General features: G+C 52.2%; 15 protein-coding genes. 7 read left to right on the forward strand and 8 right to left on the reverse strand.

The annotated features are described in order from the left end of the window. Positions 1 to 83 precede the first annotated feature (83 nt). Both CIK78_RS11480 and CIK78_RS11485 read left to right on the forward strand, forming a co-directional pair. On the forward strand, positions 84 to 347 hold the full coding sequence (locus CIK78_RS11480) for a GrxA family glutaredoxin (RefSeq protein ID WP_096280151.1): 264 nt from the start codon (positions 84 to 86) through the stop codon (positions 345 to 347). A 195-nt stretch (positions 348 to 542) separates the two neighbouring features. Continuing rightward, the gene (locus CIK78_RS11485; RefSeq protein WP_096280153.1) at positions 543 to 1310 is read left to right on the forward strand and encodes a DUF1338 domain-containing protein; all 768 of its coding nucleotides are present in this window, start codon (positions 543 to 545) and stop codon (positions 1308 to 1310) included. Positions 1311 to 1367: 57 nt separating this feature from the next. Here the strand turns inward: CIK78_RS11485 and CIK78_RS11490 are convergent, their stop codons facing one another. Beyond that, the gene (locus CIK78_RS11490; protein ID WP_096280155.1) at positions 1368 to 2033 is read right to left on the reverse strand and encodes a CoA transferase subunit B; all 666 of its coding nucleotides are present in this window, start codon (positions 2031 to 2033) and stop codon (positions 1368 to 1370) included. A gap of 81 nt (positions 2034 to 2114) precedes the next feature. Continuing rightward, positions 2115 to 2813, reverse strand: a complete 699-nt coding sequence (locus tag CIK78_RS11495; RefSeq protein WP_096280157.1) for a CoA transferase subunit A — start codon at positions 2811 to 2813, stop codon at positions 2115 to 2117. A 175-nt stretch (positions 2814 to 2988) separates the two neighbouring features. On the opposite strand from CIK78_RS11495, the gene CIK78_RS18160 reads away from it, so the two are divergent. The 3 genes from CIK78_RS18160 to CIK78_RS11510 all read left to right on the forward strand — a co-directional run bounded on the left by CIK78_RS18160 (position 2989) and on the right by CIK78_RS11510 (position 5129). After that, on the forward strand, positions 2989 to 3159 hold the full coding sequence (locus CIK78_RS18160) for a hypothetical protein (RefSeq protein ID WP_328515358.1): 171 nt from the start codon (positions 2989 to 2991) through the stop codon (positions 3157 to 3159). 195 nt (positions 3160 to 3354) lie between these two features. Beyond that, positions 3355 to 4236: an acetyltransferase gene (locus CIK78_RS11505; protein WP_096280159.1), complete on the forward strand. Its 882-nt coding sequence runs from the start codon at positions 3355 to 3357 to the stop codon at positions 4234 to 4236. Between the two features lie 32 nt (positions 4237 to 4268). Further along, positions 4269 to 5129: a M23 family metallopeptidase gene (locus CIK78_RS11510; RefSeq protein ID WP_096280161.1), complete on the forward strand. Its 861-nt coding sequence runs from the start codon at positions 4269 to 4271 to the stop codon at positions 5127 to 5129. 41 nt (positions 5130 to 5170) lie between these two features. Here CIK78_RS11510 and CIK78_RS11515 read toward each other — a convergent pair whose 3' ends face one another. From CIK78_RS11515 to CIK78_RS11535, 5 genes are all read right to left on the reverse strand, one after another. Continuing rightward, complete coding sequence (locus CIK78_RS11515; protein WP_096280163.1) at positions 5171 to 5824, reverse strand: lysophospholipid acyltransferase family protein; 654 nt, start codon at positions 5822 to 5824, stop codon at positions 5171 to 5173. A gap of 10 nt (positions 5825 to 5834) precedes the next feature. After that, on the reverse strand, positions 5835 to 6767 hold the full coding sequence (locus CIK78_RS11520; protein ID WP_096280165.1) for a phosphatidate cytidylyltransferase: 933 nt from the start codon (positions 6765 to 6767) through the stop codon (positions 5835 to 5837). Continuing rightward, a complete protein-coding gene (locus tag CIK78_RS11525; RefSeq protein ID WP_096280167.1) occupies positions 6760 to 7476 on the reverse strand; it encodes a CDP-alcohol phosphatidyltransferase family protein in 717 nt (238 codons plus the stop codon). Before CIK78_RS11525 ends, CIK78_RS11520 begins: the two co-directional genes overlap by 8 nt. A 211-nt stretch (positions 7477 to 7687) precedes the next feature. Continuing rightward, a complete protein-coding gene (gcvT, locus tag CIK78_RS11530; RefSeq protein WP_096280169.1) occupies positions 7688 to 8800 on the reverse strand; it encodes a glycine cleavage system aminomethyltransferase GcvT in 1113 nt (370 codons plus the stop codon). 120 nt (positions 8801 to 8920) lie between these two features. Then, entirely contained in the window at positions 8921 to 10327 is a 1407-nt protein-coding gene (locus CIK78_RS11535) for a sodium:alanine symporter family protein (RefSeq protein WP_096280171.1), read from the reverse strand. 454 nt (positions 10328 to 10781) lie between these two features. Here CIK78_RS11535 and gcvH point away from each other — a divergent pair, with 454 nt between their 5' ends. Together gcvH and gcvP are read left to right on the forward strand one after the other, a co-directional pair. After that, positions 10782 to 11171 (forward strand): glycine cleavage system protein GcvH, encoded by a 390-nt coding sequence (gcvH, locus tag CIK78_RS11540; protein WP_096280173.1) that lies wholly within the window; start codon positions 10782 to 10784, stop codon positions 11169 to 11171. A gap of 84 nt (positions 11172 to 11255) precedes the next feature. Next, the gene (gcvP, locus tag CIK78_RS11545; RefSeq protein ID WP_096280175.1) at positions 11256 to 14153 is read left to right on the forward strand and encodes an aminomethyl-transferring glycine dehydrogenase; all 2898 of its coding nucleotides are present in this window, start codon (positions 11256 to 11258) and stop codon (positions 14151 to 14153) included. Positions 14154 to 14163: 10 nt separating this feature from the next. On the opposite strand, the gene CIK78_RS11550 is transcribed toward gcvP, so the two are convergent. Then, positions 14164 to 15090, reverse strand: a complete 927-nt coding sequence (locus tag CIK78_RS11550) for a LysR family transcriptional regulator (RefSeq protein WP_096280177.1) — start codon at positions 15088 to 15090, stop codon at positions 14164 to 14166. Positions 15091 to 15185 lie beyond the last annotated feature (95 nt).

The raw sequence follows: 15185 nt of genomic DNA on the forward strand, positions 1-15185 counted from the left end.
TTATCGCGTAACTAACGGCAACTTATTCACGCAATTATTGCCTGTTAGCAGCCTGTCCAGCCTATCGTAAAGGAGTGCCATCTATGTTTGTGGTTATTTTTGGTCGAATGTCATGCCCTTTCTGCGTGCGTGCAAAGCATCTCGCGGAACACTTAGAAAAGGCCGGTAAAATTGAAGGTTACCGCTATGTCGACATGCCGTCCGAAGGCGTGACAAAAGAAGATATTGCCAAAACTGCGGGTAAGCCTATCCATACAGTACCTCAGGTGTTCGTCGATCAGGTACATGTTGGCGGCTTTACGGAGTTTGACCAGTTTGTGCGCGACAAACAGCTGCTTGCTGGTTAACGCTGGTCATTGTTGCCATGAACATTGTTGATATTAACATTATTGACATTAACCTAGTTTGTTCTCCGTCTTAAAAGCTTAGCGTTAAAACGTTCGTTAATACCCGTTGAACTCTTGCCTCTCGCATTTGCCTATAATAAGCAGTGACTCAACGGCTCACGCTAGGGTGCGCCGCTTTTGGGCAAGGAGTTCACCATGCAGCGTAATGAGTTTGTTCAGCAGCTGTGGCTTGACTATATACATACGCATTCCGACATCGGAGCGCTGAGGCTTTGGCCTCTCTCGACCACCGCCGACTACCTAACGTTAGTGACCCTTAATCATGGCCCTTTTGCCGCCACTGCCCTAACGGGAAGCTTGGCTCGTATGGGGTATCGACCAATCGGCCGCTATGCAATGGCTGACAAAGGCCTCCTGGTTAGCCTTTTAGCGCCGAGCGATGGCGGCAGTTGGCTGGTACTGGCCGAACTACAAATGGGCACGCTATCAAAGGCTCCACGCAAAGCGATCGAAGCGCTGGTACAGCAATCGCATCCACAGGACTGCAAAGGCCACAATTTGCTGTGCCGTGGCAGGCCCTGGCCCATGCCATCGTGGGAGCTTTATCAACAGTTGCTATCGGCTCATCCGCTTGCCGCTTGGCTGGCTGTTATGGGCCCGCGCTTGCATCATGCAGGCTTTGATTGCACGCAGCTGGGCGAGCCATTAATAGCTCTGGATCAAAAACTCCACGAGCTAGGCATGCCAGGTTTAAACGAGCATCAAAATGGTGTCTTTGCTATTTCGCCACTGCTTGACCACCGCTTCTACCCCACAACATCGCAAAAAGTAGTGTTTGGCGAGGGCGATGAGCATCGGGTTTGCCTAGGCGGCTTGTCGCTGGTTCAAACGCACACTGAAAGCGCTCATGGCCGCATTGCTGAGGTACTTCTGCCTGATCACACCCGCTGCGAAATGGCGTAGACGTCGCCCTTAGCGAGCCCGCCTTACGCCATTCAAGTAATGTAAGCTACCCGCTTATTATTCGGCGTCAAAGGTCATTTCGGGCACGTGGTCTGGAACGATCAACTTGCCCGCCGTTTTCTCAATAATCTCTTCGACGCTGACACCTGGGGCGCGCTCTTTGAGAATAAAAGCGCCGTCTTTAATTTCAAGATAGGCCAGATCGGTTAAAACACGGCTAATACACCCAGCGCCGGTCAAGGGTAGCTCACATTTTGCCAGCAGTTTGGATTCGCCATGCTTAGATGCATGGGTCATGGTGCAAATAATATTATCCGCGCCAGCAACCAGATCCATAGCACCGCCCATGCCTTTGATCAGCTTGCCCGGGATCATCCAAGACGCAATGTTTCCCTCCTGATCAACTTCAAAAGCACCGAGCACGGTCAGATCCACGTGACCGCCGCGAATCATGGCAAAAGATTCTGCAGAAGAAAAAATCGCCGCGCCGGGGCGCGCCGTTACCGTTTCTTTACCCGCATTGATCATGTCCGAATCAAGCTCGTCTTCGGTGGGATACCGGCCCATCCCCAGCAGACCATTTTCAGACTGCAGCATGACGTCGATACCGTCTGGAATATAGTTGGCTACCAGCGTAGGAATACCGATGCCCAAATTGACGTAAAAACCATCTTCCAGTTCACGTGCGACACGCTGAGCCATTTGTTCTCTTGTTAACGCCATGGTGACTTCCTCTTTATTGAATCGATAAGTGAGCAGCTAAAGGACATTTGAAAAAATAAATATTTAAAAAAAGCTAACGAATTAGCTACGCACCGTGCGTTTTTCAATGCGTTTTTCAAACGTGCCTTGAATAATCCGATCCACATAAATGCCCGGCGTGTGGATCTGGCTAGGCTCAAGCTCACCTGGTTCAACGATTTCTTCAACTTCCACCACGGTGATTTTTCCTGCGGTGGCGGCCATAGGATTAAAATTTTGCGCCGTATGACGATACATAACGTTGCCATAGCGGTCGGCCTTCCAGCCCTTCACAATGGCGAAGTCACCAATAATCGCTTCTTCTAAAATATAGTGTCGACCGTTAAATTCACGTACTTCCTTGCCATCTCCAATGGGCGTGCCGTAGCCCGTCGCGGTATAGAACGCCGGAATACCCGCCCCGCCTGCACGCATTTTCTCTGCCAGGGTGCCTTGAGGGGTTAATACCACGTCAATCTCATCGTTGAGCATTTGTTGCTCAAATAGAGCATTCTCACCGACATAAGAAGCCAGAATTTTACTGATTTGACGTTCTTCAAGGAGCAGTCCCAGGCCAAAGCCATCGACACCGCAGTTATTAGAAACCACGGTAAGGTCGTTAACGCCACGTCGCTTAATTTCAGCAATGAGGTTTTCTGGGATCCCGCAAAGGCCAAAGCCGCCAGCGATCACCGTCATACCGTTTTCAATACCTTCCATTGCTTCTTCATATGAAGATACGCGCTTATCGAAACCTGCCATTGTCATGCCTCACATTGTTGTCGTTGAATGTAATGGGTAATCAATATTGCCGCTGGTGCGCAAACTGCGTAGTGCTGCTACCGCTATCCAAACACCTTCTTGCCCAGTGGGACAATACCGAAGAGCGGCTGGGTCAGCGCTTACGCTGCAGTTTGGCCGTCTAAGCATCGCGGCAATGTCTGTCTTTGCATGTAATTTACTATCCGCTGCGCTGGTTAGATTTCGTCAGCAATATTTTAAAATCAATATTACCGTGCACGATGTCATCAACGAAGAAGTAATGAAAATGGTGCGCTCACGATACCACTCACAGCACCCGGCATTTCTTGCCACGCAGGCATATTGACTCAGCAAGAGCTATCAGTCGCCGCCCATGCACTGCGCAACGTATTGCTTGAATTTGTTAAGGCACCGTCGACACCTCACGACTAAAGAACCGTTTTCTAAAGGCTAACCTTGCTGTTTATGCTGGGCAGCGCGGCTTTGATCCTTTAGCATTCAGGGTTAATTAGCGATTGATCTGACGTTAAGGAAACGTGGTATGCCTATTGTAAAAGGGCTGGTTAGCGCACTGCTGCTGGTGCTCAACACGCTGGTTTGGGGTGTACCTCTTATTCTACTGACCTTGCTGAAAATTATAACGCCGGGGCAGCGACTAAAGCAGTGCGTGTTGCGCGGCTTAAATGCGGTCGCGCTTAATTGGATTGGTTGTAACTTATGGTGGATGCGTCACTGGCTTCAACCTGACGTAAACTTCAGCATTCCCGATCATCTTAGCCCTCAACAAAGCTGGTTAGTGATATCTAATCATCGCAGCTGGACTGATATTTTCATGCTGTTTATGGCATTGCATCGGCGTATTCCAATGCCGCGATTTTTTTTAAAGCGCCAGTTAATTTGGATTCCTATCGTCGGCTTGGCTTTCTGGGCGCTAGAATTTCCTTTTATGCGTCGATTTAGTCGAGAGCAGATAGCCAAAAATCCTAAATTAGCCGTCATTGATCGTGCAGCGACCGAGCGTATGTGCCAACAGGCCCGCAACACTCCGATTGCCATTTTTAACTTTGTTGAGGGTACGCGCTTTAGCGTCGCCAAACGCGAAGCGCAGCAGAGTGCTTATCGCCACTTATTGCGCCCTAAGGCAGGCGGCGTGGCGCAGGTACTTAGCCTGCTAGGAAACCAATTGGATGGTATCCTAGATGTGACGATAAGCTACACCAACTCGTCGCCCACTTTTTGGGGATTTTTGTGCGGTAAAGAAGCCCCCATTGCGCTATACGCACGGCAACTAGACATTCCTTTGTGGGTTAACACACCAGACCACCACGACGAAAAGCAGCATAAGGAACGCTTCCACACATGGATCAATGCACTCTGGCTGGAAAAAGATGGCCTGCTGGACGACCGAACCGCGCACGACTGACAGCCCTACTGGGCTGCTGTCTGTTTGCGGGGATGCTAACCGGCTGTGCCAGCGGCCCGCAATCGTCGTCTCAAGGAGCAGCACCTAGCGCCAGCCAGCTCAGCGGCGACTGGGTGCAAGTACGCCGTGGCGATACCCTGGGGGAATTGGCCGCAAGAGCTAGCGTACCGCTAGAGCGTCTGCAGCGCTTTAATCCAAGCGTCGATGCACGCCGCCTTGAAGTCGGCCAGCGGCTATTGATTCCCACTCAGCAAGAGCGTGCGCCTTCCGGCGGGCCTTATCGTTATCAAATTCGACCCGGCGATACTTTTTCAAGCATCGCGCGGCATTTTGGCACCACCAGTGGACGTATTCAGGGTGCCAACGCGGGCACATCAGCTACCAGCTTACGAGTAGGCCAAGTCATTAGCCTACCGCTAAGCAGTACGGCGACGAGAAGCTCAGCGAGCTCAAGCGGCGGATCGTCAAACGCTAGCCCGCCGACAGCCGTCAGTGCACCCAGCCAGCCGTTGCCCGCATCAGCACGACGCTGGCCCTGGCCGCTTGAAGATTATCGCGTGGTTCGCCGGTTCGGCCCTGATAGCCGAGGCACGCTACAGCCCATGTTGTTGGCTACTCAAGCCGGTGCCCGCGCCCAGTCCGTGGCACCAGGAGAGGTTCGCTTTGCCAACGGGATGCGCCAGCTAGGCGAGGTGGTCATCGTGCACCATGCCGATAATCTGCAAAGCGTGTACGCCCTGTGTGAGCGTATCTTGGTTAAGGTAGGACAGCAGGTCAGCGCCGGTGACGCACTGTGCGAAATAGGCCAAAGCGATTCGACTCAGCGCTATGACCTATTGTTTGATTTACGCCAAGGCGGCAAGCCTATCGACCCTAGGCAGGTACTTAGATAGACGAGTCAAGCGGAATATAAACGCACAGCCTGGCCGGTGGCTCATAAACCTTCATCGAGCCAGGCACTGCCCTGACACTGCGCTTTAAGCTCTACAAAAGCCTCATCCACTGCTCCCATGAAGCCCTCAGCCGTCTGGTCTGCATAGATGCTGTCTCCCACCGCCACATCACAATTACGTGGCACCAGTAATGCTTCGCCTTTGGGCAGCGCACGCCCTAAGCCTCTTAGTAGCACCGGGGTTACACCAATCTCCGGGGTTTCCTTGAGCATGTGATAAACGCCTTTTTTCATTGGCTGCATCGACTCAGGCTTACCGCGGCTGCCTTCAGGGAATAGGATAAGTATATCGCCAGCTTTCAGTGCCGTTTGGCAATCCGCCAGTAAATCCTTGCGCTCAGCGCTGCCATCACGATGCACTGGGATAATATCGAGCACGTTCGTCGAAAACCAAGCCAGCCAGCGATTGGAGAGAAAGTAATCCGCTGCCGCGACAGGACGAACCCGGTGTAACTGCGACCACGGAAACAGGCTCATCAGCACCAGCGTATCAAGATGGCTATTGTGATTGGCGATAATGACATGCGGCCCTTGCTTAGGCAGCCGCTCGCGTTGATAAACATTAAGCCCAATAACAATGATAATGAGAGGCCTAACCACAAGCATGAAAGACAGTATCTTCAGCCAGCGTTTCATGGCGGTTCCCTTAATAAGCAAAATAGCGATAGAAGTGGAAGAAGATAGGCGCGGTATAAATAATGCTATCGAGTCGATCCAGAATGCCGCCGTGACCAGGTATTAACTGCCCCGTGTCCTTGATACCTAGATCGCGTTTGACAGAAGAAATGACGACATCGCCAAAAAAGCCTGCCACCGCAATCATCGCCCCAACCACCAAACTCAGTTGCCAGGAAAGTCCCGTTAGATAAGGACCAATCATGCCCGAGCAAAGCGTCACCGTGACACAGCCACCAATAAAACCTCCCCAGGTCTTATTCGGGCTCACTAAGGGAATAATCTTGCGTCGACCCACCTGTTTGCCCCAAATGTACTGGCATACGTCATTGAACTGAGTCAGAAAGATCACAAAAAGAACGGGGCCAAGATATCCTGCAGCATGATTTATCACCGGCAGTGTTAATAGCGCGGCCAGGTGGCTAATACAGTAAACAGCTAGCATCACCATCCAATGAATAACACCGGCTGAGCGGATAAAGCCATTATTGTCACCCAGCAGCAGCATCCGTACAGGCAGGAATAAAAATACATAAACAGGTACGAACACGTTGAACATGCCGTACCAGTCATGCCATATCCAGAAATACTGCAGCGGAATGGCCAGGTAAGCCCAAAACAACACGCGACGATCGGTGAGCCGGGTCGGCACAATCGAAAAGAATTCCTTAAGTGCTAAATAGCTAAGAAATGCAAAGAACACAATTCCCGCTTGGCGATTGAGCATCAGCACAACAAATAGCAGACCAATCATCCACCACCAGGAGCGAATACGCAGCTTTAGCTCCTGATAATCCCGGGTCGGGTTCTGCTGCGCCAACCACAGTCGAGACAAACTGGCCACGCACAGCAACCCCAGCACAGCAAGCACGACCGTTCGTGCATGGGGTGCAATCTCAAACATGATCCGCACCCTGCTCTGTCGCCCGCTCAGGATCGCTGCTGATAACATGCGATTGATCCACAAGATAGCAATGAATAGCGCGGGTACGGCGCGCAATCGTCCAGGTACAGCCAACAACAAACACTAGCGTCACCACAAACATAGCGACACCCTTCGGCCACCAAAAAGATTCTAATACGCTAACTAAGCAGGCGGCGGTCAATAGCGCCATACGGTGTTGCTTAGCCATAGGCCCGAGAAAGCGCATAGGCGCACCCATCGAAGCACCCAACACACGAACGTAGGCCGTTGCCACCGCTAGCATAGCCGCCAGCCAGCCCATCCAAATACCGGCTGGCTGCCAGCTTGCGGCGGCATAGCCCGCGGCGACAAGCAGCAAGGTATCTGCAAGCCGGTCAGGCATGTCATTGTACAACTCACCAGAAGGCGTTGACTTGCCACCTTCCATGGCGACCATGCCATCGAAAAGATTGCACAGCAGCCGCCCCTGAATACCGGCAATAGCCATTATCGGCAGCAGCCAATCGGCACCCCCTTCCGCATGGCGCCAAAACACCAACATCAGAGCAGCGAACGCTGCAAAGCCGATACTCGCAAGGGAAATCTGATTGGGAGAGATCTGCCGTTTACTCAGCCAGACAGTAATACGTTGAGCGAAACGATGGTCACGGGTTTTGATGGGACGACGCGTCCCCTGAGAGGTGGTCAAAAGTCGATACTCCTAAGCATCACAGATGCAGCCATACTAATTCAGCGGTTAACAACGAAGCAACGCCTTTGAGCTGTATTCGCGCCTGCGCTTATTCGTCGTACTCCCAAGCGACGGCGAACACGTTTCAATGTCGCTATGCCCAGCTTATCTTTTAATCCGAGGCGCAAGACGCTAGAAACATGCTAGCGCCTTGCGCGGCGTGCTGTTATTAACCGCGATAATAGCCCGCTTTTACAAAGGGCATGGGCGTCACCACCATCGGCAGCTGTTTACCGCGCACGACCGCATACACAACGCTTTGCGGGGCTTCCTGCTCGCGGTTCACATAGCCCATAGCAACCGGCGTACCGATACTGGGACCAAAACCACCCGATGTAACTATTCCTACGTCATTGCCTGCCGCATCTACCAATGGGGCACCTTCGCGCACCGGCGCCCGGCCTTCAGCCAAAAGTCCTACACGCTTGCGGGTATGATCTTTGGTATCGACTTGATGCAAAATCACATCGGCACCTGGGAAGCCACCCGGACGCTCACCGCCATGACGACGCGGCTTGCCAATTGCCCAAATGAGCCCAGCCTCTATCGGCGTGGTTTGCATATCCATATCATGGCCATAGAGGCACAGCCCCGCCTCTAACCGCAGCGAGTCACGCGCGCCCAGCCCAATCGCCTCGACCTCGGGCTCGGCAAGCAGTCGTTCAGCAAACTCTTCGCAGAAATCGGCGGCGACGGATATTTCAAAGCCATCCTCGCCGGTGTAGCCGCTACGGCTAACCCACACTTCCTGGCCTGCAATGATAAAGCGGCCGTGCTGCATAAACACCAGCTCGCAAGCTTCGGGGCAAAGCCGCTGCATCACATCACGTGCCAGCGGGCCCTGCAGCGCCAGTAATCCGCGCTCTAAGGGCTCGATAGTATGGGTCGCTGACAAACTCAACCGCAAATGCGCCAAATCTTGATCTTTGCAGGCGGCGTTAACGACAAGATAAAAATGATCACCGGCATTCACCAGCATCAAATCATCAATGATTCCGCCTTCAGCGCTGGTGAAAATCCCATAGCGCTGAGCGCCCTTTTCCAGTCCGACGAGATCAGCGGGTATCAGCGTTTCAAGAGCCTGCGCTACGTTGTCGCCTGAGACCAGAATTTGCCCCATGTGCGAAACATCAAACAGACCGCACTGATGGCGCGTATGTTCATGCTCTTTTTTAACACCCAGCGGATATTGCACCGGCATATCGTAACCAGCAAAAGGCACCATTTTTGCACCTAGCCGACAATGTAATGCGTGAAGCGGCGTTTGCTTTAACGTTGTCATGAGACATTCCTCACTTAAATGGATCACTTAAAAGAGAACGGGAAGCCACCGACTAAGTGTCTTCCCGCCTCTGTAATGACTGACACCATGCACTCAATAGCGCGTCAAGCGCTTAGCGCATTATTGATCGTGGTCTAGCTCTTCACCCGGCAACACGTCTTTGCCGTCAAAATAGTCCTTGGTCAGTTTAAAGACTACGGGTGAAAGTAGTGCCAGAGCAATCAAGTTAGGGATCGCCATCATTGCATTAAAGGTATCAGCCATTAGCCAGATAAAGGTCAACTGCGCAATAGCCCCTAGCGGGATCGCCAATACAAACAGCACCCGATAGATCATGATAGAGCCGGTTCCGAACAGGAATTGGCAACATTTCTCTCCGTAGAATGACCAGCCAAGAATGGTGGTGAAGGCAAAAATAGCCAATGCCACCGCTACGATCTGGTTACCATACCCAGGTAACGCTGCATCAAATGAAAGTGCGGTCAGCGATGCGCCAGCCTCTCCCTCCATCCATACGGTAGAGGTCAAAATCACCAATGCGGTAATCGTGCACACGATAATCGTATCGATAAAGGTACCCAACATGGCAATCAATCCTTGGCGTACCGGGTTTTTAGTTTTTGCCGCTGCGTGTGCAATAGGTGCACTACCCAGGCCTGCTTCATTAGAGAAGATGCCTCGGGCGACACCAAAGCGAATGGCTGCCATGACAGCAGCACCGGCAAAGCCACCGGCCGCCGCCATCGGATTAAAAGCGTAGTAAAAGATCAGGCCAAACGCTTCGCCAATCTGATCAGCGTTGATAATCAACACCAGCAGGCCAGCCACCACGTAGGCAATCCCCATAATCGGCACCAGCTTACCGGCGACTTTAGCAATACGTTTGATACCACCCAGAATCACTGCACCTGCCAATACCATAATGACGATGCCCGTCAGCCAGTGAGGTACGCCGAAGGTGATGTCCATAGCATCCGCCACGGAGTTGGACTGGACAGTATTACCAATTCCAAACGCCGCCACAGCGCCAAAGAAAGCGAATACGCCACCTAACCACAGCCACTTTTTGCCTAGACCATTTTTGATATAAAACATCGGCCCGCCGACATGGAACCCCGTGCTATCGGTTTCACGGTAGCGAACGGCCAAGACTGCTTCAGCAAACTTGGTCGCCATACCCACTAATGCAGTAATCCACATCCAAAAAACCGCGCCGGGCCCACCTAGCGCAATGGCAGTAGCCACACCGGCAATATTACCGGTCCCGATCGTGGCAGAAAGCGCTGTCATCAAAGCATCAAAAGGCGATATTTCCCCCTCATCGCTGTCTTTCGACACGACGTTATCAGCGCTTGCCTTGGGCTCACGACCAGCCCACATTAGCTTGAAACCCATGCCGAGTTTTCTGATCGGCATCAGTTTCAAGCCAAGCTGTAGGTATATACCCACGCCCAGCAACAGAACCAGCATGAGTGGCCCCCAGACCACGCCATTAATGGCTCCTAATAGGTTAGTTAACATTTCCACGCGCTTCTCCTCACCCTTAGATTTGTTGCATTTATTGGCTATACATGACAGACGGAATGCCGATCCTAAGAACTGCTTCTAAGAACTGCTTCTAAGAACTGCTTCTAAGAACTATTCCTAAGCACTGTCTGTAAGAACACTTTGGCGATCAAACATGACGCTGTCACGGAGTTATCACGCATGTTTTACACTATATACTTAGTCAGCTCATAGGGTGATGTCGCTTGCTCATAGCGTATGCTGCTTTTTTTATAACTGCGTGCAATGCTGGGCTCCTAACGAAACCATGTCCTGATCAAGCTCGCAAAGGAGTGATCAAGAAACTTGTTTCCGATTGGAAACACGTTAACATGCAGCATTATTCGTTTGCCGGCTACCCACTGACAGTCGCCAAGGCGAGCCACAAGCGCTAGTATGCTTAGATACAGAAAACCGCTTCATATAGGAAATTATCATGAGCAACCTTCCCGCAAATCTTCGTTATGCTGCAAGTCACGAGTGGGTGCTTGATCATCAAGACGGCACCCTCACAATAGGTATTACCGATCACGCTCAGCAAGCGTTAGGTGATGTGGTTTTTGTCGAATTACCTGAAGTAGGTGCAGTGCTTACGAAAGGTCAGGAGTTCGGTGTTATTGAGTCTGTCAAAGCGGCATCTGATCTTTACTCACCCGTGAATGGTGAGGTCATCGATGTCAATGAAGCGCTTGAAGACTCTCCAGAAACAGTCAATGACTCTCCTTATGACGGCGGCTGGATCATGAAAGTACGCATTGATGACGCGGCTCTCGAAGACCTGCTAGACGCAGATGCGTATCAAGCAACGCTTGGCGCTGACGACTAATACGATAGTAGAGCCTGCCGTTTCTGGCGGGCTCTTCGCTTTTTGCCGCTGCACGGTTCTCTTCTAACGTCCGGAATCTACCTCATGTCTTTTGAAACACGCCGCCTGGCCGAGCTGGCCGATCACGATGCTTTTATTAAACGTCATAACGGCCCCAATGCCGACGACGTATCTAGCATGCTAAACGCGCTCAACATGAAGGACATGGACGATTTAATTGAGCAAACGGTGCCAAGTGACATTCGCCTTGGGCGCGAGCTAGCGCTTGACGATCCGCGCAGCGAAGCAGAAGCACTCGATTACTTAGCGCAGCTTGCGCGGCAAAATCGCGTGGTTAAAAGCTATATTGGCCAAGGCTATTACGGCACTCATATGCCCGCGGTTATCCAGCGCAACGTGCTAGAGAATCCCGGCTGGTATACGGCCTACACGCCCTATCAGCCAGAGATCTCCCAGGGCCGTCTTGAAGGCTTGCTAAATTTCCAGCAGGTCGTGATGGATTTAACCGGCATGGAGCTTGCCAATGCTTCACTACTTGATGAAGCAACCGCCGCTGCCGAAGCCATGGCGCTTTGCAAACGTGGCAATAAGAAAAGCAAGTCCAACGCCTTTTTCGTGGCCGACGACGTTTTTCCGCAAACGCTGGATGTCGTCAAAACACGCGCCGAGTTTTTTGGCTTTGAACTGATTGTTGGTGCCGCTGAAGATCTAGCCCAGCATGATGTGTTTGGCGCCTTGGTTCAGTCCCCCTCAGCAACTGGCCAGGTGCGTGATCTTGCGCCGCTCATAAGCCAAGCCGCTGAACGCAATATTATGACCTGCGTTGCCACCGATCTATTGAGTCTTGTGGTGCTGAAAGAGCCCGGCCAGCTGGGTGCCGACATCGTCGTTGGCAACTCACAGCGCTTTGGCGTACCGATGGGCTTTGGTGGCCCACATGCGGCGTTCTTCGCCACCTCCGATAAACTTAAACGCTCCATTCCTGGGCGCATTATCGGGGTGTCTAAAGATAGCCGTGGCAATACGGCGCTGCGCATGGCGATGCAAACGCGCGAGCAGCATATTCGTCGTGAAAAAGCGACGTCTAACATTTGTACTGCACAGGCGTTGCTGGCCAATATCGCCGGTTTCTACGCCACCTATCACGGCGCTGAAGGCCTACGTAAGATTGCTGGTCGCGTTCACCGCCTGGCAACGTTACTTGCCGAAGGTCTCAAGCAAGCCGGCTTATCGCTCGCCCATGACAGCTGGTTTGATACGCTGTGCTTAACCGGTGTGGACGCAGGCAAGATTCATGGCCGCGCCATGACCCACGACATTAATCTACATTACTTTGCCAATGGCGATGTGAGCATCAGCCTGGATGAAACCACCACAGCTCACGACATCGCGACGCTGTTTGACGTTTTACTTGGCGATGAACACGGCCTGTCTGTCGCGGTACTGGACGAGCAGGTCATCTCAAGCGGCACATCGGGCATTCCCTCTAGCTGCCAGCGTGAAAGCGATTTTTTGATCCACCCAACCTTTAGCCGCTACCGCAGTGAAACGGAAATGCTGCGCTACTTAAAGCGCCTTGAGAATAAGGATCTATCGTTAGCACACGCGATGATCCCGCTCGGCTCCTGCACCATGAAGCTTAACGCCACCAGCGAAATGATACCCGTCTCCTGGCCATCGTTTGCGCACCTGCATCCCTTTGCGCCTCGCGATCAAGTCGCCGGCTACCATCAGATGATCGACGAACTCTCGGCTTTTCTGGTCGAAGTGACCGGTTACGATCATCTTTCGATGCAGCCAAACTCCGGTGCACAGGGCGAATATGCCGGATTAGTAGCCATTCGTCGTTATCAGGCCGCTCAGGGTGAAAGCCATCGCGATGTCTGCTTAATTCCTAGCTCTGCCCACGGCACCAACCCTGCCTCAGCGGCCATGGTGCAGATGAAGGTGGTGGTGGTTGAATGCGACCAAAACGGCAACATTGATATGGCGGACCTGCGCGCTAAAGCCGAGCAACACCGCGACCAGCTATCAGCCATTATGCTGACCTACCCTTCTACGCACGGCGTGTTTGAAACGAGCGTGCGGGAAGCCTGCGACGTTGTTCATGACAATGGTGGCCAGGTGTATATCGATGGCGCCAACATGAATGCCCAAGTAGGTTTAACGCGACCCGGTGATTTTGGTGGCGATGTTTCCCACCTCAACCTGCATAAAACCTTCTGTATTCCTCACGGTGGCGGCGGCCCGGGCATGGGGCCTATTGGCGTTAAAGCGCACCTTGCGCCCTATGTCTCTAACCACGTCGTAACGCCCATCAGCGGCGTCAATGCTGATAGCGGCGCCGTCTCCGCGGCAGCCTTCGGCAGCGCGTCCATTCTGCCTATTTCCTGGGCTTACATTAAGATGATGGGCGCTCGCGGGCTGCGGGAAGCAACCGAGCTTGCCATCCTCAACGCCAACTACATTGCCAAGCGCTTAGAAACATCCTTTCCTATTCTTTATCGCGGAAAGAATGGCACAGTGGCACACGAATGCATCATTGATATTCGTCCGCTTAAAGGCGCCTCTGGGATTAGCGAAGAAGATATCGCTAAGCGCTTAATGGACTATGGCTTCCACGCGCCGACTATGTCCTTCCCGGTGCCTGGCACGCTGATGATTGAACCGACTGAGTCTGAGTCGCTGTATGAAATCGACCGTTTCTGCGATGCGATGATTGCTATTCGGGAAGAGATTGCGCGTGTCGAGCGTGGCGAGTGGCCGCTGGATAACAACCCGCTCGTGAATGCACCGCATACTCAGGCGGATCTTATGGATAACGACTGGCAGCGGCCCTATGACCGCCAGCTAGCGGCGTTCCCAACGCCAGCTGTCCAAGCGTCTAAATACTGGCCCGCCGTTAACCGCGTCGACAATGTCTTTGGCGATCGTCAGTTGATTTGCTCTTGCCCAAGCATCGACGAATACCGCAACTCCTAACGTCGATTAATCACAACGCCTCTGCTGCCGAGATATTCAACGGCAACAGGGGCGTTTTTTCTTGCAGGCGCTGAGCATGAAATCCGTTCAAAAGCTTCTCATAGCGCTTTGGCAAAACGGAGTCACGCCGACGTAATAGATACAGCACTTCATTGACCGCATTTGGCAAATTAAGCTCTTTAACCTGACGCTGCCAAGGCGAAGTTTCTAGTACCAGCCGCGATACCACCGTAAAACCCAGCCCCCTGGCGACCGCGTCTAACACCATGCTCACTTCATTGGTAAAACCCTGATGCCGGAAATGCGTCATCGAACGAAACTCATCCGGATAATTTGCGCGCAGCAGCGCGTTAGCATGGTTGATGCCATCGTAATAATTCAGAAAGCCAATACCCATTAAATCTGACAAGGTGCTGCCAGCAAAATCAGCGGGTACGACTAAGCACAGCGGCTCCTGGTGCCAAAGCGAGCAATCAAGCTCAGAATGGCTCATCGCCTCCGTCACAATGCCTATGTCGTAACGCCCATCAAGAAGGTCATTCACAATTTCATGGTTAAAGGCAAAGCTATAATTGACCGTTAAGTTAGGATGCATTTGCTGCTGCCCTAAGATAAACGGATAAAACATCAGACCGACACTTCCAGGGGATGCTATCCGGCAATCGCCGCTGTCTAAAGAGTCATCGTCCAGACCATGGCGGAACTGCTCGTGATCGGCAAACAGCTTCAAAGCATAGTCGTAGGCTCGGCGGCCCGTTTCGGTGAGCGTAAAGCTACGCCCCTTGCGTTCCAGCAGCTCTTTATTTAAGTATCGTTCCAACTTGCGGACATGCTGGCTTACGCCAGGCTGAGTCATTTCTAAACGATGCGCGGTGCGTGTAAAACTCCCTGTTTCTACAAGCGTGATAAAGGTACGAAAATACTGGGCATTAAACATAGTTAATCGCCATGGCCTTGGGAACATTCTTTTGGAGCAGTTTTTGGGAACAGCTTTTTTGAGACAATTTCTACAAGGCAGTGTTTAAAAAAATC

The organism is Halomonas sp. JB37, assembly GCF_002332255.1.
Lineage (GTDB): Bacteria > Pseudomonadota > Gammaproteobacteria > Pseudomonadales > Halomonadaceae > Vreelandella > Vreelandella casei.

Bases quoted from the DNA above. Each gene is read 5' to 3' on its own strand.
- CIK78_RS11480 (WP_096280151.1), top strand. From the start codon at position 84: ATGTTTGTGGTTATTTTTGGTCGAATGTCATGCCCTTTCTGCGTGCGT.
- CIK78_RS11485 (WP_096280153.1), top strand. From the start codon at position 543: ATGCAGCGTAATGAGTTTGTTCAGCAGCTGTGGCTTGACTATATACAT.
- CIK78_RS11490 (WP_096280155.1), bottom strand. From the start codon at position 2,033: ATGGCGTTAACAAGAGAACAAATGGCTCAGCGTGTCGCACGTGAACTG.
- CIK78_RS11495 (WP_096280157.1), bottom strand. From the start codon at position 2,813: ATGGCAGGTTTCGATAAGCGCGTATCTTCATATGAAGAAGCAATGGAA.
- CIK78_RS18160 (WP_328515358.1), top strand. From the start codon at position 2,989: ATGTCTGTCTTTGCATGTAATTTACTATCCGCTGCGCTGGTTAGATTT.
- CIK78_RS11505 (WP_096280159.1), top strand. From the start codon at position 3,355: ATGCCTATTGTAAAAGGGCTGGTTAGCGCACTGCTGCTGGTGCTCAAC.
- CIK78_RS11510 (WP_096280161.1), top strand. From the start codon at position 4,269: ATGCTAACCGGCTGTGCCAGCGGCCCGCAATCGTCGTCTCAAGGAGCA.
- CIK78_RS11515 (WP_096280163.1), bottom strand. From the start codon at position 5,824: ATGAAACGCTGGCTGAAGATACTGTCTTTCATGCTTGTGGTTAGGCCT.
- CIK78_RS11520 (WP_096280165.1), bottom strand. From the start codon at position 6,767: ATGTTTGAGATTGCACCCCATGCACGAACGGTCGTGCTTGCTGTGCTG.
- gcvT (WP_096280169.1), bottom strand. From the start codon at position 8,800: ATGACAACGTTAAAGCAAACGCCGCTTCACGCATTACATTGTCGGCTA.
- gcvH (WP_096280173.1), top strand. From the start codon at position 10,782: ATGAGCAACCTTCCCGCAAATCTTCGTTATGCTGCAAGTCACGAGTGG.
- gcvP (WP_096280175.1), top strand. From the start codon at position 11,256: ATGTCTTTTGAAACACGCCGCCTGGCCGAGCTGGCCGATCACGATGCT.
- CIK78_RS11550 (WP_096280177.1), bottom strand. From the start codon at position 15,090: ATGTTTAATGCCCAGTATTTTCGTACCTTTATCACGCTTGTAGAAACA.